Source organism: Pseudomonas sp. Tun-23181, assembly GCF_057415455.1.
The window spans coordinates 3,996,271-4,016,453 of record NZ_CM171630.1 but is presented as its reverse complement, the minus strand read 5'-3'; the positions used below and the strand labels follow the sequence as shown (position 1 = coordinate 4,016,453).

The following is a 20,183-nucleotide window of genomic DNA, read 5'->3' as shown; positions in this document are numbered from 1 at the left end:
CATCGGGCATGTCGTTCCGGTGGCTGCCGCCGTGTCGTCGCGCGTGCAGCGCGGGCGCATCCGCGCCGCGCCTCGCGCAACATCCGGCGCAGCCGTCCAACGTGCAGGCGTCTTGCCTCGAACGCGCCCGGCCTGCGGCCATTGGCGCGTTCGCCGGCGGGCGGGTTGCAAGCAGCACAGCGCCGCCGGGCCGCCGACGCCCGGAGCGACAGCGAAGGGCAAAGGCGGAAGGCAAGACAAAAGGACGCGGCACCGGGCCGCGCCCAAAGCCTGTCTGCACATGGGGGTGGCGCGGCACGGAGCGGCTTCGCCACCGTGCCGCGTGGGGCGCGAGGCCCGCGCCAACGCAGGCATGTCCGCGTGCTTTGCACGACAGGACACGCCGTAGCTTGCGGGGAGCGCATCCATGACCGACCACCGCGACGACGATTTCCGCGTGCGTCCCAGCGCCCCGAAGAACCGGGGCAAGGGCCAGGGCCAGAGCTTCGTTTCCAAGGTGCTCAAGCAGGCGGGCAAGGCCAGCGGCGGCAAGTCCTCGATACGCCATTCCGCCGTGTCCGGCGGCCAGCGCGCAGGCCAGCGGCCCGGCTCGCGCCTGGGGCGCGGCCACACGGCGGCGCGTTTCGCCGGGGCGAAGCTGACGCCCATGTCGCGGCGCGTGACCATCAAGACGCTGCTGGTCAATCACCAACGGGCCAGCCCGCAGTCACTCGCCAAGCACCTGCGCTACATCGAGCGCGACGGTGCGGGCCGCGATGGCGAGCCGGGTCTGGCCTACGGGGCGCAGGCCGACGATGCCGACCTTGAAGCCTTGAAGGAACGCTGTGCCGATGACCGGCACCATTTCCGCTTCATCGTCTCGCCCGAGGATGGCGCCGAACTGGACGACCTGCGCACCTACACGCGGCATCTGGTGAACCGCATGGAAGCTGACTTGGGCACGCGGCTGGATTGGGTGGCGGTGGATCACTGGAACACCGACAACCCGCACACCCACCTGATCGTGCGCGGACGCGACGACACCGGCAAAGACCTCATCATCGCGGGCGACTACATCGCCCACGGCTTCCGCCACCGGGCCGCCGAGCTGGCGACGGAATGGCTGGGGCCGCGCACTGAACTGGAGATCCAGCAGACCTTGCAGCGCGAGGTGGAACAAGAGCGGTGGACGAGCCTCGACTGCACGCTGCAACGCGAGGCCGGCGAGGATGGCCGGGTGCAGATCGAACGCTTCAATGAACCAAAGCTGCAACGCCAGCGCCTGCTGTTGATCGGCCGCCTGCAACGCTTGCAGCGCATGGGCCTGGCCGACGAGACGCAGCCCGGCACCTGGGCCGTCCATGCGGATGCCGAGAAGACCTTGCGCGCCCTGGGCGAGCGCGGCGACATCATCCGCACCATGCAGCGGGCCATGAGCGGCCAGCCGCGCGAGCTGGCGGTGTTCGAGCCCGGCGACGACGGCCGCACCGTCATCGGCCGCGTGGCCGCCAAGGGGCTGGCCGACGAGTTGCACGACCGCGGCTATCTGGTCATCGACGGCGTGGACGGCAAGGCCCACTACGTCGCGTTGAACACCCGCGACGAGCTGGCGAACTATCCCACCGGAGCCGTGGTGGAGGTACGCGGTTCCGCCGTGGTGCGGGCGGCCGACAGGAACATCGCCGCGTTGGCGAGCGATGGCCTCTACCGCACCGATCATCACCTGGCGATCGAGCAAGGCCGAGCTGAGCCCGGCCGCGACCCGCAGGAGGTCGTCGCGGCCCACGTCCGCCGGCTGGAAGCCCTGCGCCGGGCCGGCATCGTGGAGCGCGTGGCCGATGGCTTATGGAGGGTGCCGGACGACCTGGCCGAACGTGGCCGCCAGTACGACTCGCAACGGCTGGGCGGCGTGGCCGTAGAGCTGAAATCTCATCTGCCGATTGAGCGGCAGGCACGCGTGATTGGCGCCACTTGGCTCGACCAACAACTGATCGGTGGCGGCAAGGGGCTGGGCGACTCGGGCTTTGGCGGTGACGCCAAGCAAGCCATGCAGCAGCGCGCCGACTTCCTTGAAGAACAGGGGCTGGCCGAGCGGCGGGGACAGCATGTGATCCTCGCCCGGAATCTGCTGGGCACGCTGCGCAATCGAGAACTGGCGCAGGTCGCCAAGGACATTGCCGCCGAAACCGGCCTGGAGCACCGCCCGACCACAGACGGGCAACGTGTAGCAGGTATCTACCGCCGATCCGTCATGCTTGCCAGCGGGCGCTACGCGGTGCTCGATGACGGGATCGGGTTCAACTTGGTGCCGTGGAAGCCTGTGATTGAGCGGCGACTAGGACAGCAACTTGCTGCGACAGTCCGGGGCGATACGGCGGTTTGGCATTTCACGCGGCAGCGCGGGTTAAGCCAGTGATCCACCTCACGACGATGGCTTTTATGGGGTCGTCATGCCTCTCAACTTGCCGCTACGCGCAAAGACAGGTTACAATTCAAGAGCAATTTTCAAATTCACAGCCAACACTATTGGAGTATCGACCAGTGTAACTATCAGTCTCGCAGCGAGCCGTTTCCTAATTTCAATCTTCGCTCGCACGAGGCTGTATGTATGACTGGCTGTGGTTTGCCAGCCCATAGTCTTGGGCTGTTCTCTATTCCGGGATCGGAAAGAGGCATTCGCGCCTAGTCCCGTTCCAGCCTGCGGCCGAGCCTGCACCGGAATAGATCAATGATGAAATCCTTACGTCAGGACTGGTTCTCCAATGTCCGACGCGACCTGTTAGCAGGCGTTGTTGTAGCGCTTGCCCTTATCCCTGAAGCAATCGCTTTCTCGATTATCGCAGGCCTTGATCCCAAGGTCGGCCTGTATGCCTCATTCTGCATAGCCACAGTGATAGCTTTCACTGGCGGTCGCCCTGGCATGATCTCGGCAGCCACAGGCGCGATGGCATTGCTGATGGTCACCCTCGTTAAAGAGCACGGGCTGCAGTACCTGCTCGCTGCCACCGTCTTAACCGGTGTACTCCAGATCATCGCAGGCTGGCTGCAACTGGGCACGCTGATGAGATTTGTTTCACGCTCAGTTATTACTGGCTTCGTAAACGCCTTGGCCATTCTGATCTTCATGGCTCAACTGCCGGAGCTGACGAACGTAAGCTGGCACGTCTATGCCATGACGGTTGCAGGCCTGGGCATCATTTACCTCTTCCCTTACGTTACTAAGGCGATACCGTCGCCGCTTGTCGCCATCGTGGTGCTGACAGCCGTCTCGATCTTACTCGGCCTCGACATTCGCACAGTAGGCGATATGGGGCAGTTGCCCGACAACCTGCCGGTGTTCCTACTGCCCGATGTCCCGTTGAGCTTGGAGACACTCCAGATCATCTTCCCAGTATCTGCAACTTTGGCCGTAGTGGGTTTGTTGGAATCCATGATGACGGCTTCCATCGTCGATGACCTCACCGACACGAGCAGTAACAAAAACCGGGAATGCGTAGGTCAAGGCGTCGCAAATATCGCGAGCGGCTTTCTTGGCGGAATGGCCGGTTGCGCGATGATCGGTCAGTCGGTCATCAATGTGAAATCCGGTGGCCGCGGCCGTCTCTCCACATTGGCCGCTGGCGTATTTCTTCTGCTGATGGTGGTTTTTATCGGTGACTGGGTGGCCCGTATCCCAATGGCAGCACTCGTCGCTGTGATGATCATGGTGTCCATCGGCACCTTTAATTGGGCCTCGATCCGTAACTTGCGAGAGCACCCTAAAAGCTCCAGTGTGGTGATGCTCGCGACTGTCGCTATGACAGTGGGCACCCACGATCTGGCCAAAGGCGTGCTGGTTGGTGTGCTGCTCTCGGGATTTTTCTTCGCCCAAAAGGTCGGTCGGATCTTCCATGCCTCCTCGCACACGGAGGACGAAGGCCGCATGCGCGTTTACACCATTACCGGCCAAGTGTTCTTTGCATCGGCCGAACGCTTCGTCAATTCATTCGACTTCAAGGAAGCCATTGAAAAGGTGCGAATTGACGTCGGCCGCGCCCATTTCTGGGACATCACTGCGGTTAGCGCCTTGGACAAGGTAGTCATCAAATTCCGGCGAGAAGGTACGGAAGTGGAGGTGACTGGCCTGAACGAGGCCAGCGCCACGATGGTGGACAAGTTCGGGATTCACGACAAGGACGGCGCAGCGGACATGCTCGCAGGCCACTAAGAGGAGAGCAAATCATGAAAAACGAAAATAAAGTGCTTGCTTGCGTCGATCAATCACGCTACGCGGTTCATGTGGCCGACTGCGCTGCCTGGGCGGCACGCCGTATTGATGCTCCGCTGGAGCTTCTGCACGTGATCGACAGCCATCCCGAGCGGGCAACGGATGACGATCACAGCGGCGCAATCGGTATCGACGCTCAAGAGAGTCTGTTGGCACATCTGTCTGCAGAAGATGAAGCACACGCCAAGAGCGCGAGGGAGCAAGGCCGGTTGTTTTTGAACCGACTGCGCGAACGCGCAATCTTGGCAGGTGCAGCCCGTGTCGATGTGCGACAGCGCCACGGTTCTCTGGAAGATACGTTAATTGAGCAAGCGCAAGGCTTGCGTTTGCTGGCGTTGGGGCGAAGAGGCAAAGGGGCCAGAACGCACGAAAATGAGCTAGGCCATCACGTCGAAAACATTATTCGCGCTTTAAAGCTTCCGATTCTTACTGTAAGTGAAGAATTCAAGCCTCCTGAGCGCGTCATGATCGCTTTTGATGGCGGCACTGCAATTCGGCGTGGCATGGAGATGTTGTCCAGCAGCCCTTTGCTGCGAGGCTTGCCCATCAGAATTTTGATGTCTGGAAATCAATTTGGCGGTCAAGCCAAATCGCTTGAATGGGCGAAGCAAACTCTGTCGAGAGCGAGCTCTGAAGTGACCGCTTCGCTAGTGCCCGGAGATGCCGGAGCAGTGGTCGAAAAGGCAGTGAAAGAACAGGAAATTGACCTGCTCATTATGGGGGCATTCAGTCACTCGCCACTGCGCGCTCTTCTGTTCGGAAGCAAGACGGCTGAATTACTGCGTTCGTCACACATTCCAATTCTTCTACTGCGTTAAGTCTTGATCAACGCCACTAATTGGCTGTCAGGTTTGAGCCAAACCGATCACCGTCAACCGGCAATACATCTGGATGGGAAGTTTGAAGCGAACTAGTTGATCTGCGCTGCATAAGGCGATTTGTCCCGCTGATAACAACCTGTCCTTTTAGAAGTTTTCAACACATTGGCGGTTCATGACGAGAGTTTGTTGAAAGGCGCGCGTGAGCGGTGGCCACGCGCCTATGGACAGGGAGATTCCTATGGAATTGCGTCATCTACGCTGCTTCTTGGCCGTCGCAGAAGAACTGCACTTCGCACGCGCCGCTGAAAAACTACACATCGAGCAATCGCCGTTATCGCGCACCATTAAAGAACTAGAAGCTGATGTCGGCGAGCAGCTATTCATCCGTACTAGCCGCAGCACTCGATTGACACGGGCAGGGAAGCTTTTCCTCGAGCATGTTCCTCGCATCTTCACGGCCTTACAGCAGGCTCGCGATAGCGTTAAGGCAGCGGCCAATGGCTTTCATGGGCAACTGCGCATCGCTCTGTCTGACGGCATCACGCCTTCACGTTTACCGACGTTACTCGCGCTATGTCGGCAGGAGGAACCCGAAGTCGATTTGCGCCTTTTCGAGGTGCCGCTTTCTCAACAGATCAAGGGGCTACATGACGATCTATACGATGTTGGGTTTGCGCAGTGGAACAAAGTCGGCCAAGGTATCGTAGCCGAGGCGGCGTGGCGTGATGCGTTAATGGTGGCAGTGCCTGCGCGGCATCCATTGCTCAGGTACAAGCGCATTCCGCTTGAAGAGGTTCTGCGTCATCCACTAGTGCTTTGTGATCCTTCGATTTGCGAAGGGCATGCCCGGCAGGTTGACGGCATGCTTCAGCGAGCAGGCCTGGAACCGCTGATTGCAGAACGTGTTGCGTCCTTCGACCTAATGATGGCGCTAGTGGCAGCAGGCTTTGCCTTGGGTTTAGCCGGAGCGCCACATATCACAGGTAGCCGCGAACCCGGCGTAGTCGCCCGTTCGCTGGCAGGGCGAACTCCCATGCTCGTTACGTATGTGCTGTACCGCGAGGACGAGTTCACCGAATCGGTGACACGATTCAAACAGCGCGTCCACGCAATCGACTCTCCCGAAGGGACGGAAAAACCCACGTTTTAAACCCTATCTGCGAGAGGATGTCGGATCATGATTTTGAAGCTGATTGCCCCGTTCTTGCTGGTTGCTGCAATCACCGCCTGCGGCCCATCCGAGCCGTCGAACCAGGAAGCTATTGTGCCGACCGTCGAAGAGCTGGCCGCCGATCCCGAGCGCTTGAAGGAACTGCGCCTCCAGTGCAAGACCGAGCGCCCGACGATGGGCGACGTGCTGTGCAACCGGGTGGCCGAAGCGACGAACAAGCGCTTCTTCGGCGACGGCAAGGTGCCTTACACGCCATCGGAAACGCCGCCGAAGTTCTGACCGTTGGCGGCTTGCCGCATATCCTGTTTTTCTTTCTTAACACGCCGCAGCGCGCTCATGCCTGCGGCGTTTTTATTGGCTTTGTCCCTGCATGAAACCATGCTTTCTGCATCACCTTGCTGCCGATAACGGTCTTTGACCGGCACTGAACCGACACCGATCCTGACGTCTGCGGCACGCCTTCGTGCCGCGTTTTCCACGGGGAATCAGCGCAGGAGAAATCGGAGGCCAAGGTATGCAGGCTCAAGGTGTGTTGTTCGGGCAGATCGCCGCCGTGTTCGGCATCGTGATCGCCGGTGTGTGGGTTGCCACGCAATGGACAGCCGCAGCCTTGGGCTACCAACTACGCCTGGGCTCGCCCTGGTTCGACTTCCACGGCAAGCCGGTCTATTACCCGTGGAAGCTTTTCGAGTGGTGGTTCTTCTTCGATGCCTACGCGCCGCAGGTCTTCGACACCGGCGGCATGATCGCGGCAAGCAGCGGCCTGCTGGCCGTGGCGGTCGCCATCGCCATGTCGGTGTGGCGCTCGCGCCAGGCGCGCAAAGTGACGACCTATGGCTCGGCCCGCTGGGCCGATGCCGCCGACATTCGCAAGGCCGGGCTGACGCAGCCTGCTGGCGTCTTTCTCGGCCAGCATGACGGCCACTACCTGCGGCACGAAGGGCCGGAACACGTCCTGACCTTTGCGCCGACGCGCTCCGGCAAGGGCGTGGGCCTGGTGGTGCCGACGCTGCTGTCCTGGCCGGCATCCGCCGTCATCCATGACATAAAGGGTGAGAACTGGCAGATCACCGCTGGCTGGCGCAGTCGATTCAGCCACTGCCTGCTGTTCAACCCGACCGATGCCAGTTCAGCGGCCTACAACCCGCTGCTGGAAGTAAGGCGCGGCGCGCATGAGGTACGCGACGTGCAGAACATCGCCGATATCCTGGTCGATCCCGAAGGCGCGCTGGAGAAACGCAACCACTGGGAAAAGACCAGCCACGCGCTGCTGGTCGGGGCGATCCTGCATGTGCTGTACGCGGGGGAAGACAAGACGCTGCGCGGCGTCGCCAACTTCCTCAGTGATCCGGCCAGCCCGTTCGAGCTGACCTTGCACCGGATGATGACGACCAAGCACCTGGGCGGTGCCCAGCATCCCGTCGTTGCATCCGCTGCCCGCGAAGTGCTCAACAAGTCGGACAACGAGCGGTCGGGCGTGCTGTCCACCGCCATGTCGTTCCTTGGTCTGTACCGTGATCCGACCGTGGCGGAAGTCACTTCGCGCTGCGACTGGCGCATCGGCGACCTGATCGCAGCAGAGTATCCGGTATCGCTGTATCTGGTAGTGCCGCCTTCCGACATTTCGCGCACCAAGCCGCTGATCCGGCTGATCCTCAACCAGATCGGCCGGCGGCTCACCGAATCGCTCGATGGCAGTGACGGTATCGAGCGCCGGCACAAGCTGCTGCTGATGCTCGATGAGTTCCCGGCGCTTGGCCGTCTGGACTTCTTCGAGACGGCGCTGGCCTTCATGGCGGGCTACGGCATCCGCAGCTTTCTGATCGCGCAGTCGCTCAACCAGATCGACAAGGCGTACGGGCAGAACCATTCGATTCTGGACAACTGCCATGTGCGCGTGACCTTCGCCACCAACGACGAACGAACCGCCAAGCGTATTTCAGAAACTTTGGGCACCGCCACTGAGTTGCGCGCCCAGCGCAACTACGCAGGCCACCGGCTTGCACCGTGGCTGGGGCACCTGATGGTGTCACGCCAGGAAACCGCACGTCCGCTGCTGACGCCGGGCGAAGTGATGCAACTACCGACCGATGAAGCGGTGGTGATGGTGTCCAGCGTCGCACCGATCAAGGCGAAGAAGCTGCGCTACTTCGCCGACGCCAATTTCAAACAACGGGTATTGCCCCCGCCTGTAGTAACGGCTGGCCCCTACGCCGATGTACCGCCTGCACGACCTGACGATTGGAGCGGCCTGGCAATACCCGCGGTTCCTGCGGCACCGGCCACGGCATCCGCCGATGACCTGGAGGCCTTGGGCTCGACTGACGACGGCGGCCCACGCCGCCAGCCCGAACTGTCGGAAGCCATCGCCTATGCCCCCGAGATGGACGCCCCGACCAGCGATCTGTCGCTGCTCGATGACGACGACATGCCCCCGGTGCTTCCCGACCAGCTCGACCCCGCACTGCAACGCACGGCGCGACTGGCTTCTCTCGACCCCAACGACGGAATCAACCTATGAGCCAATACCGATTGAACCTGTTCATTCAGCACGAGCACGCCAAGCGCCTGGACGAGCTAGCCACGAAGAAAGGCGTCTCGAAGTCCAGCATCGTCGCCGCTGCCTTGGCGTCCTGGCTGTCGCCCGATGCTGGCGACCAGCGTGAGGCCGCCATCGCCAAGCGGCTGGATCGTCTGTCGCGGCAGGCCGAGCGTCTGGAGCGTGACCAGAACATCCAGATCGAAACGCTGGCGCTGTTCATCCGCTACTACCTGACCGTCAGTACGCCGGTGCCCGAAGCCCATCAGGATGCGGCTCGCGCTCAGGGCAAGGCTCGTTTCGAGCAGTTCGTCGAACAGTTGGGTCGGCACCTGATGCGTGGCCGCAGCCTGGTGCGCGACGTGGTGGAAGAACTGCACCCCCAAGGTCGTGAGTTCGGCATGCGCATGGACGACGCGGCGGCGTTGGCCGAAGCCCATCAACGCACAGCGGAGCGTGCGTCATGAGTGCCGTTCCACAGACCCCGCCCGATCCACGCTCATCCGCTGAGGCGTCCCAGGATCGCCGCATCCAGATGCTGCGCACGGCGATGGGGCCGGTGATCGCTGCTGCGCTGGAAGACCCGGACGTTGTGGAGGTGATGCTTAACCCCGACCGGACATTGTGGGTGGATCGGCTGTCCTCTGGCCGTGCGCCGCTCGGCGTCGAACTGCCCGAGGCCGATGGCGAACGCATCATCCGCCTGGTGGCCGCCCACGTCGGTGCGGAGGTACATCGCGGCCAACCGCTCTTGACTGCCGAGCTGCCGGAGACGGGCGAACGCTTCGAGGGCATCTTGCCGCCCGCTGCACCTGGCCCGGCCTTTGCGCTGCGCAAGCGTGCCGTGAGCATCATCGGTCTGGATCGCTATGTGGCCGAAGGCATCCTGACTGCTGGGCAGGCCGAGTTTCTGCGTCACGCCGTGCGCGAGCGGCACAACATCCTAATCGCCGGAGGCACCAGTACCGGCAAGACCACGCTGGCCAATGCCTTGCTGGCCGAGATCGCCGCCACCGGCGACCGCGTACTGGTGCTCGAAGACACCATCGAACTGCAATGCGCTGCCCGTGACCATGTGCCGCTGCGCACCCGCGCAGGCGTGGTGTCGATGCAAGAGCTGGTGCGCGCCACGATGCGGCTGCGCCCGGATCGCGTGATCGTCGGCGAAGTGCGCGGCGGCGAAGCGCTGGATCTGGTGAAGGTCTGGGGCACTGGCCACCCCGGTGGCATCGCCACCATCCATGCCGGCTCCGCCTTGGGTGCGCTGCTGCGCCTGGAACAACTGATCCTCGAAGTGGCGGTGCATCCGCCCCGCGCCCTGATCGCCGAGGCGGTCAATGTCGTGATCCACATCGCAGGCCGTGGACGCAAGCGCCACGTCGAAACCATTTCTCGCGTCGTCGGTTTCGACGGCGAGGGCTACCGCCTGGCGGATGCGCTGGAAGCACCGTTCTCCGAGCTTCCGCCGGTTCCTCTTGCAGCCGCTGCCGCTGCGCCTTCCTCGATCCCTGACCAACCTGGAGAACTGCCATGACGCAGATGCACGTTCCTGCTTTCCGCTTTTCCGTAAATCCGCTTTCCCACCTGTCCAGCCTGGCACGACTGCGTAGCCTGGCCCGCCCCGCACGGCAAGGGCTGCTGCTGGCAGCGCTGCTGCTGTTCCTGGCCGGAACCGCGCAGGCGGCCGGTTCCTCGATGCCGTGGGAAGGCCCGCTGCAATCCATTTTGGAGTCGATCCAGGGGCCGGTGGCTCGCATCGTCGCGGTCATCATCATTATTGCGACGGGCCTGGCGCTGGCCTTCGGTGATACCAGCGGTGGCTTCCGCAAGCTGATTCAGATCGTCTTCGGCCTGTCCATCGCCTTCGCGGCTTCGAGCTTCTTCCTGTCGTTCTTTAGCTTCTCCGGCGGGGCCGTCGTATGAGCACGGCCACCGATCTTCCGGGGTTTGAAGTGCCGCTGCATCGCTCACTGACCGAGCCGATCCTGCTGGGCGGTGCGCCGCGCACCGTAGCGATCGCCAACGGCACGCTAGCCGCCGCCGTCGGGCTGGGCCTGCAACTGTGGATTCCCGGCGTGGTGATGTGGATCGTCGGCCATTCGCTGGCGGTTTGGGGGGCGCGTGTCGATCCGCAGTTCATGCAGGTCTTCGCCCGGCACATCAAACACAAGCCGCTGCTGGACGCATAGGGAGAAGCCGACATGCTGAACCTTGCCGAATACCGCCAGCGGCCAGCGCTCTTGGCCGACTGGTTGCCTTGGGCCGGGCTGATCGCGACGGGCGTGGTACTGAACAAGGATGGCTCGTTCCAGCGCACGGCACGCTTTCGCGGGCCGGATCTGGACAGCGCCACGCAAGGCGAACTAATAGCTACATCAGCGCGGCTGAACAACGCACTGCGCCGGCTTGGTTCGGGCTGGGCCTTGTTCATCGAAGCCGAGCGCCGCCCGGCAGCAGGCTATCCACGCTCCGAATTCCCGGAGCCGTTGTCATGGCTGGTGGATGAAGAACGCCGCGCGGCCTTCGAGGAATCCGGCCAGCATTTTGAGAGTGCCTATCACTTCACACTTGCCTATCTTCCACCAGAAGAGTCCCGCGCCCGCGCCGCCAAAATGCTCTATGAGAACCCGCCAGGCGATGGCGTGGACTGGCGTGGGCGGCTGGAAGCCTTCGTGGCGGAAACGGATCGCGTGTTCGACTTGCTCGACGGCGTGATGCCGGAAATCGCCTGGCTCGATGACAGCCAGACACTGAGCTACCTGCACGCCACGGTGTCCATGCGGCGCTACCGCGTCGGTGTGCCCGACGTGCCGTTCCATATCGACGCACTGTTGGCCGACTGCGCCCTGGTCGGTGGTCTGGCGCCCATGCTGGGCGACCAGCACCTGCGCGTGGTGTCGGTGCGAGGCTTTCCGACTTCGACGTGGCCAGGGATTCTGGACGACCTCAACCGCCTGGGCTTTGGCTACCGCTGGAGCACGCGCTTTTTGTGCCTGGACAAAGCTGAGGCGGAAAAAGAACTCGGCCGCCTGCGCCGCCAGTGGTTTGCCAAACGCAAGAACGTCGTCGCGCTGTTGCGCGAAACGATCTTCCAGCAGGAAAGCCCGCTGGTCGATACCGATGCTAGCAACAAGGCGGCCGACGCCGATGCCGCCTTGCAGGAACTGGGCAGCGATCAAGTCGCTTTCGGCTACCTCACCGTCACTGTGACGGTGCTCGATGCCGACCCGGCCGTAGCCGACGAGAAGCTGCGCATGGTGGAGCGCGTCATCCAGGGCCGGGGCTTCGTGACCATCCCCGAGACCCTCAATGCAGTCGATGCCTGGCTGTCGTCCATCCCTGGCAATGCCTATGCCAACGTGCGTCAGCCCATCGTCTCGACGCTGAACCTGGCGCACATGATGCCGCTGTCAGCGGTGTGGGCCGGGCCGGAGAAGAACGCGCATCTGGATGGCCCGCCGTTGATCGTCACCCGCACCGATGGCGCGACGCCTTTTCGCTTGGTCACGCACATCGGCGACGTGGGCCACACGCTGGTCGCCGGGCCGACCGGCATGGGCAAGTCGGTCTTGCTCGCTACGCTGGCGATGCAGTTTCGCCGCTATCCCGGCTCGCGCATCTTCGCCTTCGATATGGGCCGCTCCATGCGTGCCACAATCCTCGGGCTGGGCGGCGAGCATTACGACCTAGGCAATGACGGGGCGATTGCTTTCCAGCCATTGGCCCGCATCGACCAGGAGGGCTACCGCACCTGGGCCGCCGAATGGGTGGAAGGCCGCCTGCTGCATGAAGGTGTCTCCATTGGCCCGGACGAGAAGGCCGCGATCTGGTCGGCACTCGGCAGCCTCGCCGGCGCGCCGGTGGAGCAGCGCACGCTGACGGGCCTCTCGGTGCTGCTGCAATCGAACGCACTGCGCCAGGCGCTCGCGCCCTATGTGCTGGGTGGTGCCCACGGCAAGCTGCTGGACGCCGATTCTGATCGGCTGGGTTCCGGCAGCGTGCAGGGCTTCGAGATGGAAGAGCTGATGCACAGCAAGGCGGCAGTGCTGGCCGTGCTGGGCTACCTGTTCGCCCGCTTCGATGAACGCTTCGACGGCGCGCCCACGCTGTTGATCCTCGATGAAGCCTGGCTGTTCCTCGATGATCCGGTGTTCGCTGCCCGCATCCGCCAGTGGCTCAAAACGCTGCGCAAGAAGAACGTCAGCGTCATCTTCGCCACGCAGTCGCTGGCCGACATCAAGGATTCAAGTATTGCACCGGCAGTGATCGAAAGCTGCGCCAGCCGGATTTTTCTCCCTAACCCACAGGCGACCGAGCCTCAGATCCGCACGATCTACGAGGGCTTCGGCCTCAACAGCCGCCAGATCGAGATCGTGGCGACCGCGCAGCCCAAGCGTGACTACTACTACCAATCGCGCCTGGGCAATCGCCTGTTCGACCTCGACCTGGGGCCAGCAACTTTGGCCTTCGCCGGGGCATCCACTCCGCAAGACCAACGCGACATGGATCGCGTGCTGCTGGACGCAGGCACACCGGGCTTCGCCGGTGCCTGGCTGCGTCATCGTGGCCTCGATTGGGCCGCTGATCTGCTGCCGTCCTCGCCGGCGGCAGCGTCCTTCCTCGCTTCTCAACCCCAGGAGGTTTCACCATGAAAACCCAACCCCGTTTGCGGTCCGTCTCGCTCGCCGCCGTGCTGTCGGCATCGCTGCTGGCCGTGCAGCCTGCATCCGCGCTGACGGTGTTCGACCCGTCCAACTTCGTGCAGAACACGCTGACCGCCGTGCGCACGCTGGAGCAGATCAATAATCAGATCAACCAGCTTCAGAACGAAGCGCAGATGCTGATGAACCAGGCGCGCAATCTGACGAATCTGGACTTCAACATCGTCAATCGCCTGCGCTCGACGCTGGCGACCACCGAGCGGCTGATCGCCGAGGCTCGCGGCCTGGCCTACGACGTGCAGAGCATGGATGCCACCTTCGCCCGGCTGTACCCGGAGCAGTACGCCGCGACCGTCAGCGGCGACCAGATGCTGCGCGACGCGCAGGAACGCTGGAAGAACACCTTGAACGGCCTGCATACCGCGATGCGGATGCAGGCGCAGGTGTCGCAGAACCTGGCGCAAGACGAAAGCGCGCTGTCCGACCTGGTCAGCCAGAGTCAGTCCGCCACCGGCGCACTGCAAGCCATGCAGGCGACCAATCAGCTTCTGGCCTTGCAGGCCAAGCAGTCGATCCAGGCGCAGCAGCTCCAGATCACGCAGGAACGCGCCGCCGCGCTGGAACTGGCACGCCAAGCAGCGGCTGTCGAACGCGGCCGGGAAGTGACGCGCCGCTTCCTAGGCGACGGCACGCCATACACGCCGCAGCGCGTGGATTTCTACGGCAACTGACGGGAGACGGCCATGCGATGCGTTTCCTTGCTGCTGCCCGTGCTGCTGGTCGCTTGCAGCCAGCAGCCGACCGAAGACCTGGCCGCAGCCTTGGCTGCCAATCCCGCGCGGCTCAAGGTTTTGCGTGCGCAGTGTGCAGCCGACCGGGCTACGGCAGGCGAAGACGCTTGCCTGGCTGCGGCTGAAGCCTTCCGGCGGCGCTTCTTCGCCGGTGAAACCGGGCCTGACGAGTTCCACACGCTGGCCGATCTGCCGCCGATCCCACCGAGCTTCGACACACCCATCAGTGACCAGGACGCCATGCCCTTCGAGGGGGACGTGCCATGAATGACGTGACAGTGATCGACCGATTCCTCGCTACCTTCTCGCGCTACATCGACTCGGGCTTTGGGCTGCTGCAGGGCGAAGTCGCGTTCCTGACCGCCACGCTGATCGTCATCGACATGACCATCGCTGGGCTGTACTGGGCGATGAGCCACGCCACCGGCCAGGGCGATGACTTGATCGCAAAACTGCTGCGCAAGGTGCTTTACGTCGGCGCCTTCGCCTACATCATCAACAACTTCAACTGGCTGGCCAGCATCGTCTTCCGCTCGTTCGCGGGCCTGGGCCTAACGGCCAGCGGCTCGACGATGAGCATGGGCGAATTTCTGCAACCGGGCCGCCTGGCCAAGACCGGCATCGACGCGGCAGCGCCGATTCTTGAGCAGATCAGCGACATGGCGGGCTTCCCCGAGGTGTTCGTGAACATGACGCCCATCGTGGTCATGTTCCTGGCCTGGGCCGTGGTGATCCTGTGCTTCTTCGTGCTGGCGATCCAGCTTTTCATCACGTTGATCGAGTTCAAGCTGACCACGCTGGCGGGCTTCGTGCTGGTGCCTTTCGCCTTGTGGAACAAGACCTCGTTCCTCGCCGAAAAGGTGCTGGGCAACGTGGTGTCCTCGGGCATCAAGGTGCTGGTGCTGGCCGTCATCGTTGGCATCGGCTCGGGCCTGTTTGCCGAGTTCCAAGTGCATCCGGCCGAGCCGTCCATCGACCATGCGGTGGTCATCATGCTGGCCTCGCTCACGCTGCTGGCGTTGGGGATCTTCGGGCCGGGCATTGCCACCGGGCTGGTATCCGGTGCACCGCAGCTTGGCGCAGGCGCGATGGCTGGTGCTGCGATTGGTGCCGCAGGCGCGGCGGTTGCCGTAGGTGCCGCAGCCACCGGCGTGGGCGGTGCTGTGATGGCCGGTGCGCGCATGGCACCGGCTGCCGCCAAGCTCGCCGGGTCTGGTGCGCGGGCTGCAACCTCGGCGGCTGGCAGCGCGAAGTCGGCTTTCCAGGCCGGTTCCGCCGCTGCGGGCGGCGGAGCCAAGGGCGCGATGGCCGGGCTGGGCAGTGTTGCCAAGGGCGGCGCACAGGCCGCTGGCCAGCGCGCTGGTGCTGGCATCAAGGCAGCAGCGGCCAAGGCTGCAGCGCCATTCAAAGCAGGCTGGCAAGGCTCTGGTGCCGATGGCGGCTCAGGCGGTGGCACTGCGGGGCCAGCCGCCGCAGGCGATGCCGCTGGCAACACAGCCAACGCGCAAAAACAAGAGCAGCCCGGTTGGGCCAAAAACCTGCAACGCCGCCAACGACTCATCCAGGCCACCACTACGGCCGCGCACACGCTGCGCGGTGGCGACGGCGGCGGTTCGGGCCAAGGCCCGAGCCTGCGGGATTCCGATAGCTGACTTTCAAGGAGAACTCCATGCGATTCAAACGACCGCAGGTGCGCTATGCCGATACGCCGCAGCCTGCCACTCCGTATCAAGCCGCTGCCCAGGTGTGGGACGAGCGCATCGGCTCGGCCCGCGTGCAGGCCAAGAACTGGCGGCTGATGGCCTTCGGCTGCCTGGTGCTCGCATTGCTGATGGCCGGCGGCCTGGTGTGGCGCTCGGCCCAATCCATCGTCACGCCCTATGTCATCGAGGTCGATCAGTCCGGCCAGGTGCGCACCGTGGGCGAAGCGGCCACGCCGTATCGGCCCACCGATGCGCAGACGGCACACCACATCGCGCGCTTCGTGACGCTGGTGCGCTCGCTGTCCATTGACCCCATCGTCGTGCGCCAGAACTGGCTCGATGCTTACGACTACACCACCGATCGTGGCGCGGCGGTGCTCAACGACTATGCGCGGGTGAATGACCCGTTTGCCCGCATCGGCAAGGAATCGGTGACGGTGCAGATCACCAGTGTGGTTCGCGCCAGCGAGGCGTCGTTCAACGTGCGCTGGACAGAGCGCCGCTACGTCAATGGCGCGGCGACCGGGCTGGAGCGATGGACGGCGGTGGTGTCCATCGTGCAGCAGACCCCGCGCACCGAAGAACGCCTGCGCCGCAACCCGCTGGGCATCTACGTCAATGGCTTGTCGTGGAGCCGTGAACTGGATTCTTCTGAAGGAGCCAAACCATGAATGCACGTTTCCGTAAAACCGCATTGCCGGTGATCCTGCTGGCATCGACTGTCCTGTTTGCGGGCTGCGCCACGCAGGGCAAGCCGCCGCCGGTGATCTCGCTCGATGAGCCGGTGCAGGCTCAGCCATTGCCCGAGCCGCCCACGCCCATCGAAGTGGTGGCAGTGCCCGAACCGTTGGCATTGCCCGGACAGTTGAAACCGCTGCCGGACGTTGATGCGACCCCGGCTTCACCGGAGCCTGCCGACGAGAAGGTGCGCGTTTCGCGTGCCAATGCCGAGGCGCGCATTGCGCCGACCCGTGAGGGCTACGTCAATGCGATCCAGGTCTGGCCCTTCACTGACGGCGCGCTGTATCAGGTCTATGCGTCCGTGGGCCGCGTGACCGTGATCGCGCTCCAGCCCGGCGAGGAACTGGTGACGGTCGCTGCGGGCGATACCGTGCGCTGGATCGTGGGCGACACCTCCAGCGGCAGCGGGGCCGATCTGCGCGTCAATGTGCTGGTCAAGCCTATCCGTTCCGGGTTGAAGACCAATCTGGTCATCACCACCAGCCGCAGGACGTACCTGCTGGAACTGACTTCGACCGACAAGGCATGGATGGCGTCCGTGTCCTGGGACTATCCCAAGGATCGAATGCTGGCCTTGCAGCGCCAGGCCCAAGCCGCCAACGCTGCCGCGCCGGTCGATGCAGGCTTGTCGCTGGAGAACATCCGGTTTCGCTATGCAATCAGCGGCAGCAATCCACCGTGGAAGCCGCTGCGCGCCTTCGACGATGGCGAGAAGGTCTATATCCAGTTTCCTGCAGGCATCGCCCAGGGCGAGCTGCCGCCGCTGTTTGTCATCGGCGCGCAGGGCCATGGGCAACTGGTGAACTACCGCTTCCGCTCGCCGTACTACATCGTGGATCGGCTGTTCGGTGCGGCCGAACTGCGCCTAGGGGCCGACAAGGGCGACGTGGTGCGCATCGAGCGCACGGATGGCATTGCTGGGAGGAACTGAGCATGAGCCAGGACGATACCCCCGACCTTGACGCGCCGCAGGCGGACAAGGTGGCACCCGAGGCGGTGGCGCTGCGCGCCCAACCGCGCCCGGTCACGCGCCTGAACCGGCGCACGCTGGCCATCCTCTCCGGCGGGCTGTCGGTCGGCCTGATGGGCGCACTGATCTGGTCGCTGCAACCGCAGCAACGCAGCGCGAGCGAGTCTACCGAGCTGTACAACGTGGATCGCGTGTCCAAGTCGGAAGGGCTGGATGCGCTGCCGACGGACTATTCCAAGCTGCCAGCGCTGCCGCCCGACGTGCCGGAGCTCGGGCCACCGCTGCCGGGCGATTTAGGGCCAGCCATCGTCAATTCGCAGCAGCCAGTTGCCGCCACCTATGCCGCGCCCGGCTACGACCCCAACGATGCGCTACGCAAGGAAGAAGAAGCAGCGGCAGCTTCATCGGTGTTCTTCCGCACGGGTTCCCCGCAGGCTGCGCCCGTGGCGCAGTCGCAGGTCGCTGCCGCGGCAGGCTTCGCTGCCAATGCCGCTTTCGATCCGCTGGCCGCTGGCCCAGCCTCGACGGCGGCCCAGCCTGCTGATCCGACTGCCGTGCAGAACCGGCAAGACCAGAAAGAGGCGTTCCTGACAGGCGGCTCTAGGGAAACCCGTAACTCCGGCAACCTGCAAATGCCCGCATCGCCGTACCAAGTCATGGCAGGAACGGTGATCGCAGGTGCGCTGGTGACGGGCATCAAGTCAGACCTGCCGGGCGACGTGATCGCCACGGTGACGGAGCCGATCTACGACACGGCCACAGGCAAGTTCCTGCTGATCCCGCAGGGTTCGCGCATCCTGGGCAAGTACAACAGCCAGGTCAGCTACGGCCAGAGCCGCGTGCAGGTGGTGTGGAACCGCATCATCCTGCCGGACACGTCTTCGCTCACGCTCGACAACCTGATCGGCACCGACCCGGCGGGCTATGCCGGTCTGGAAGACGACGTGGACTGGCATTGGGATCGGATTTTTGCCGGTGCCGTGCTGACGACGCTGCTGGGCGTCGGTGCCGAACTGGCCGCACCCGAGAACCGCCAGGACGGTGATCGCGTCATCATCGCCGGGCGCGACAGCCTGCAGGACACGGTGAACCAAGTCGGCCAGGAAGTGACCCGGCGCAACCTCAACATCCAACCCACGCTGACCAGCCGTCCCGGCTTGCCAGTGCGCATCATCGTGAACCGCGATCTGGTGCTGCGGCCCTATCAGCCGCTGTTCTTCAACAAGGGGACTTCGCGATGAGCTCGACCAGGAAACTGCGGCTGGGGCCGCTGCCCAAGACCGAAAGCGTCAAGCTGACCTTCGCTTGCTCGGCCAGCTTGAAAGCCGATCTCGACCGCTACGCCGCGCTGCATGCGCAGGCGTATGGCGAGGCGGTCGATGCCTCGACGCTGATCCCGCACATGCTGGAGGCGTTCATGGCGGGGGATCGGGGATTCAGGAAAGGAAACGCCAACAAGTCCTTGCCGCCGAACCCAAGCTGAAGGTGCACCGGAACCAGATTGACCATCACTCGAACGCGCAGCCCAACGCTGCGCGTTCTTCGTTCTGGATAGGCTGCGAGGGAATGGGCTAAAGTGACCGAGCAGGCCTGCCAGTTCTTGGCAATCTCCATCGCTACAACGCGACTCGGCTTGCTTTCTACAGGCTCTTATGTGGCCCCCAGTCCACAACACCGCATCCCCTGCAAGCGGCATAAAACAGAGCTAACCTATTGCCCCATATATGGTTTCAAGCCTCCCGTGTTTTGCACGAAAGGCTTGACGCTGGCCATTTTTTATTGCATTACGCAGGCAGTGTGGCGTCAGCCCAAGCCACTCAACCCAGCTTCTCGAACTTCAGATCCCACACCCCATGCCCCAGCCGCTCGCCACGGCGTTCGAACTTGGTGATCGGGCGCTCTTGCGGGCGCGGCACATAGGTACCGTCGGCGGCCTGGTTGCGATACCCCGGCGCGGCGCTCATCACCTCCAGCATGTGCTCGGCATAGGGCTCCCAGTCGGTGGCCATGTGGAACACGCCCCCGACCTTGAGCTTGCGCCGCACCAGCTCGGCGAATTCCGGCTGGACGATGCGGCGCTTGTGATGGCGCGCCTTGTGCCAGGGGTCGGGGAAGAACAGCATCAGCCGGTCGAGGCTGTTGTCGGCCACGCAGCGGTTGAGCACTTCGATGGCGTCGCAATCGTACACCCGCAGGTTCTTCAGGCCCTGGGTCAGCACGCCGTTGAGCAGCGCGCCGACACCTGGACGGTGCACCTCGACACCGATGAAGTCCTGTTCAGGCGCGGCAGCGGCCATTTCCAGCAGGGAATGGCCCATGCCGAAGCCGATCTCCAGGGTGCGCGGCGCCGAACGGCCAAACACCTGGTCGTAGTCCACCGGGCTGTCGGCCAGGGGCAGGATGAACAGGGGGCCGCCCTGTTCCAGACCGCGTTGCTGGCCTTCGGTCATGCGCCCGGCACGCATCACGAAGCTCTTGATACGGCGGTGGGGGCGCGCTTCGCCGTCGGTGGTGATCGGCGTTTCTTGCGATTCAGTCAT

General features: G+C 63.6%; 20 protein-coding genes. 18 read left to right on the top strand and 2 right to left on the bottom strand.

The features are described from left to right. Positions 1–406: 406 nt before the first annotated feature. From ACDI39_RS19105 to ACDI39_RS19085, 5 genes are all read left to right on the top strand, one after another. Positions 407–2,395 (top strand): relaxase/mobilization nuclease and DUF3363 domain-containing protein, encoded by a 1,989-nt coding sequence (locus tag ACDI39_RS19105; RefSeq protein WP_019043455.1) that lies wholly within the window; start codon positions 407–409, stop codon positions 2,393–2,395. A gap of 312 nt (positions 2,396–2,707) precedes the next feature. Beyond that, positions 2,708–4,186 (top strand): SulP family inorganic anion transporter, encoded by a 1,479-nt coding sequence (locus ACDI39_RS19100; protein ID WP_019043456.1) that lies wholly within the window; start codon positions 2,708–2,710, stop codon positions 4,184–4,186. Between the two features lie 14 nt (positions 4,187–4,200). After that, on the top strand, positions 4,201–5,064 hold the full coding sequence (locus ACDI39_RS19095) for a universal stress protein (protein ID WP_019043457.1): 864 nt from the start codon (positions 4,201–4,203) through the stop codon (positions 5,062–5,064). Positions 5,065–5,305: 241 nt separating this feature from the next. Continuing rightward, entirely contained in the window at positions 5,306–6,217 is a 912-nt protein-coding gene (locus ACDI39_RS19090) for a LysR family transcriptional regulator (RefSeq protein WP_023083103.1), read from the top strand. 33 nt (positions 6,218–6,250) lie between these two features. Then, positions 6,251–6,517 (top strand): EexN family lipoprotein, encoded by a 267-nt coding sequence (locus tag ACDI39_RS19085; protein ID WP_024570447.1) that lies wholly within the window; start codon positions 6,251–6,253, stop codon positions 6,515–6,517. Here the strand turns inward: ACDI39_RS19085 and ACDI39_RS19080 are convergent. Further along, on the bottom strand, positions 6,484–6,663 hold the full coding sequence (locus ACDI39_RS19080) for a hypothetical protein (RefSeq protein WP_060446475.1): 180 nt from the start codon (positions 6,661–6,663) through the stop codon (positions 6,484–6,486). The genes ACDI39_RS19085 and ACDI39_RS19080 overlap by 34 nt on opposite strands. An 89-nt stretch (positions 6,664–6,752) precedes the next feature. On the opposite strand from ACDI39_RS19080, the gene ACDI39_RS19075 reads away from it, so the two are divergent. The 13 genes from ACDI39_RS19075 to ACDI39_RS19015 are packed head-to-tail and all read left to right on the top strand — an operon-like array spanning position 6,753 to position 19,126. Continuing rightward, complete coding sequence (locus ACDI39_RS19075; RefSeq protein ID WP_019043460.1) at positions 6,753–8,759, top strand: conjugal transfer protein TraG; 2,007 nt, start codon at positions 6,753–6,755, stop codon at positions 8,757–8,759. Next, positions 8,756–9,244: a hypothetical protein gene (locus ACDI39_RS19070; protein WP_023083102.1), complete on the top strand. Its 489-nt coding sequence runs from the start codon at positions 8,756–8,758 to the stop codon at positions 9,242–9,244. Before ACDI39_RS19075 ends, ACDI39_RS19070 begins: the two co-directional genes overlap by 4 nt. Then, positions 9,241–10,311 carry a P-type conjugative transfer ATPase TrbB gene (gene trbB, locus ACDI39_RS19065; protein WP_019043462.1) on the top strand — a complete coding sequence of 357 codons (1,071 nt, stop codon included), beginning with the start codon at positions 9,241–9,243 and terminating at the stop codon, positions 10,309–10,311. The genes ACDI39_RS19070 and trbB overlap by 4 nt, the downstream gene beginning before the upstream one ends. Further along, the gene (locus tag ACDI39_RS19060; protein ID WP_019043463.1) at positions 10,308–10,700 is read left to right on the top strand and encodes a TrbC/VirB2 family type IV secretion system protein; all 393 of its coding nucleotides are present in this window, start codon (positions 10,308–10,310) and stop codon (positions 10,698–10,700) included. The genes trbB and ACDI39_RS19060 overlap by 4 nt, the downstream gene beginning before the upstream one ends. Continuing rightward, positions 10,697–10,966, top strand: a complete 270-nt coding sequence (locus tag ACDI39_RS19055) for a VirB3 family type IV secretion system protein (protein ID WP_019043464.1) — start codon at positions 10,697–10,699, stop codon at positions 10,964–10,966. The genes ACDI39_RS19060 and ACDI39_RS19055 overlap by 4 nt, the downstream gene beginning before the upstream one ends. 12 nt (positions 10,967–10,978) lie before the next feature. Then, on the top strand, positions 10,979–13,429 hold the full coding sequence (trbE, locus tag ACDI39_RS19050) for a conjugal transfer protein TrbE (RefSeq protein WP_019043465.1): 2,451 nt from the start codon (positions 10,979–10,981) through the stop codon (positions 13,427–13,429). Continuing rightward, on the top strand, positions 13,426–14,169 hold the full coding sequence (gene trbJ, locus ACDI39_RS19045; protein ID WP_023083101.1) for a P-type conjugative transfer protein TrbJ: 744 nt from the start codon (positions 13,426–13,428) through the stop codon (positions 14,167–14,169). The genes trbE and trbJ overlap by 4 nt, the downstream gene beginning before the upstream one ends. Before the next feature lie 12 nt (positions 14,170–14,181). Continuing rightward, positions 14,182–14,496 carry a hypothetical protein gene (locus ACDI39_RS19040; RefSeq protein ID WP_023083100.1) on the top strand — a complete coding sequence of 105 codons (315 nt, stop codon included), beginning with the start codon at positions 14,182–14,184 and terminating at the stop codon, positions 14,494–14,496. After that, positions 14,493–15,881: a P-type conjugative transfer protein TrbL gene (trbL, locus tag ACDI39_RS19035; RefSeq protein ID WP_019043468.1), complete on the top strand. Its 1,389-nt coding sequence runs from the start codon at positions 14,493–14,495 to the stop codon at positions 15,879–15,881. The genes ACDI39_RS19040 and trbL overlap by 4 nt, the downstream gene beginning before the upstream one ends. 17 nt (positions 15,882–15,898) lie before the next feature. Further along, positions 15,899–16,603, top strand: a complete 705-nt coding sequence (gene trbF, locus ACDI39_RS19030; RefSeq protein ID WP_019043469.1) for a conjugal transfer protein TrbF — start codon at positions 15,899–15,901, stop codon at positions 16,601–16,603. Further along, the gene (gene trbG / locus ACDI39_RS19025) at positions 16,600–17,604 is read left to right on the top strand and encodes a P-type conjugative transfer protein TrbG (protein ID WP_023083099.1); all 1,005 of its coding nucleotides are present in this window, start codon (positions 16,600–16,602) and stop codon (positions 17,602–17,604) included. Before trbF ends, trbG begins: the two co-directional genes overlap by 4 nt. A gap of 2 nt (positions 17,605–17,606) precedes the next feature. Then, complete coding sequence (locus ACDI39_RS19020) at positions 17,607–18,884, top strand: TraB/TrbI/VirB10 family type IV secretion system protein (protein WP_019043471.1); 1,278 nt, start codon at positions 17,607–17,609, stop codon at positions 18,882–18,884. Beyond that, on the top strand, positions 18,881–19,126 hold the full coding sequence (locus ACDI39_RS19015) for a DUF2274 domain-containing protein (RefSeq protein WP_019043472.1): 246 nt from the start codon (positions 18,881–18,883) through the stop codon (positions 19,124–19,126). The genes ACDI39_RS19020 and ACDI39_RS19015 overlap by 4 nt, the downstream gene beginning before the upstream one ends. Positions 19,127–19,460: 334 nt before the next feature. Here ACDI39_RS19015 and trmB read toward each other — a convergent pair whose 3' ends face one another. Continuing rightward, positions 19,461–20,183, bottom strand: coding sequence for a tRNA (guanosine(46)-N7)-methyltransferase TrmB (trmB, locus tag ACDI39_RS19010; protein ID WP_225787556.1), 723 nt, complete (start codon positions 20,181–20,183; stop codon positions 19,461–19,463).

Coding starts and splice junctions, on each gene's coding strand:
- ACDI39_RS19040 (WP_023083100.1), top strand. CDS start 14,182: ATGCGATGCGTTTCCTTGCTGCTGCCCGTGCTGCTGGTCGCTTGCAGC.
- ACDI39_RS19105 (WP_019043455.1), top strand. CDS start 407: ATGACCGACCACCGCGACGACGATTTCCGCGTGCGTCCCAGCGCCCCG.
- ACDI39_RS19090 (WP_023083103.1), top strand. CDS start 5,306: ATGGAATTGCGTCATCTACGCTGCTTCTTGGCCGTCGCAGAAGAACTG.
- trmB (WP_225787556.1), bottom strand. CDS start 20,183: ATGACTGAATCGCAAGAAACGCCGATCACCACCGACGGCGAAGCGCGC.
- ACDI39_RS19070 (WP_023083102.1), top strand. CDS start 8,756: ATGAGCCAATACCGATTGAACCTGTTCATTCAGCACGAGCACGCCAAG.
- trbG (WP_023083099.1), top strand. CDS start 16,600: ATGAATGCACGTTTCCGTAAAACCGCATTGCCGGTGATCCTGCTGGCA.
- ACDI39_RS19020 (WP_019043471.1), top strand. CDS start 17,607: ATGAGCCAGGACGATACCCCCGACCTTGACGCGCCGCAGGCGGACAAG.
- ACDI39_RS19075 (WP_019043460.1), top strand. CDS start 6,753: ATGCAGGCTCAAGGTGTGTTGTTCGGGCAGATCGCCGCCGTGTTCGGC.
- ACDI39_RS19060 (WP_019043463.1), top strand. CDS start 10,308: ATGACGCAGATGCACGTTCCTGCTTTCCGCTTTTCCGTAAATCCGCTT.
- trbJ (WP_023083101.1), top strand. CDS start 13,426: ATGAAAACCCAACCCCGTTTGCGGTCCGTCTCGCTCGCCGCCGTGCTG.
- ACDI39_RS19055 (WP_019043464.1), top strand. CDS start 10,697: ATGAGCACGGCCACCGATCTTCCGGGGTTTGAAGTGCCGCTGCATCGC.
- trbE (WP_019043465.1), top strand. CDS start 10,979: ATGCTGAACCTTGCCGAATACCGCCAGCGGCCAGCGCTCTTGGCCGAC.
- ACDI39_RS19095 (WP_019043457.1), top strand. CDS start 4,201: ATGAAAAACGAAAATAAAGTGCTTGCTTGCGTCGATCAATCACGCTAC.
- trbL (WP_019043468.1), top strand. CDS start 14,493: ATGAATGACGTGACAGTGATCGACCGATTCCTCGCTACCTTCTCGCGC.
- trbF (WP_019043469.1), top strand. CDS start 15,899: ATGCGATTCAAACGACCGCAGGTGCGCTATGCCGATACGCCGCAGCCT.
- trbB (WP_019043462.1), top strand. CDS start 9,241: ATGAGTGCCGTTCCACAGACCCCGCCCGATCCACGCTCATCCGCTGAG.
- ACDI39_RS19100 (WP_019043456.1), top strand. CDS start 2,708: ATGATGAAATCCTTACGTCAGGACTGGTTCTCCAATGTCCGACGCGAC.
- ACDI39_RS19015 (WP_019043472.1), top strand. CDS start 18,881: ATGAGCTCGACCAGGAAACTGCGGCTGGGGCCGCTGCCCAAGACCGAA.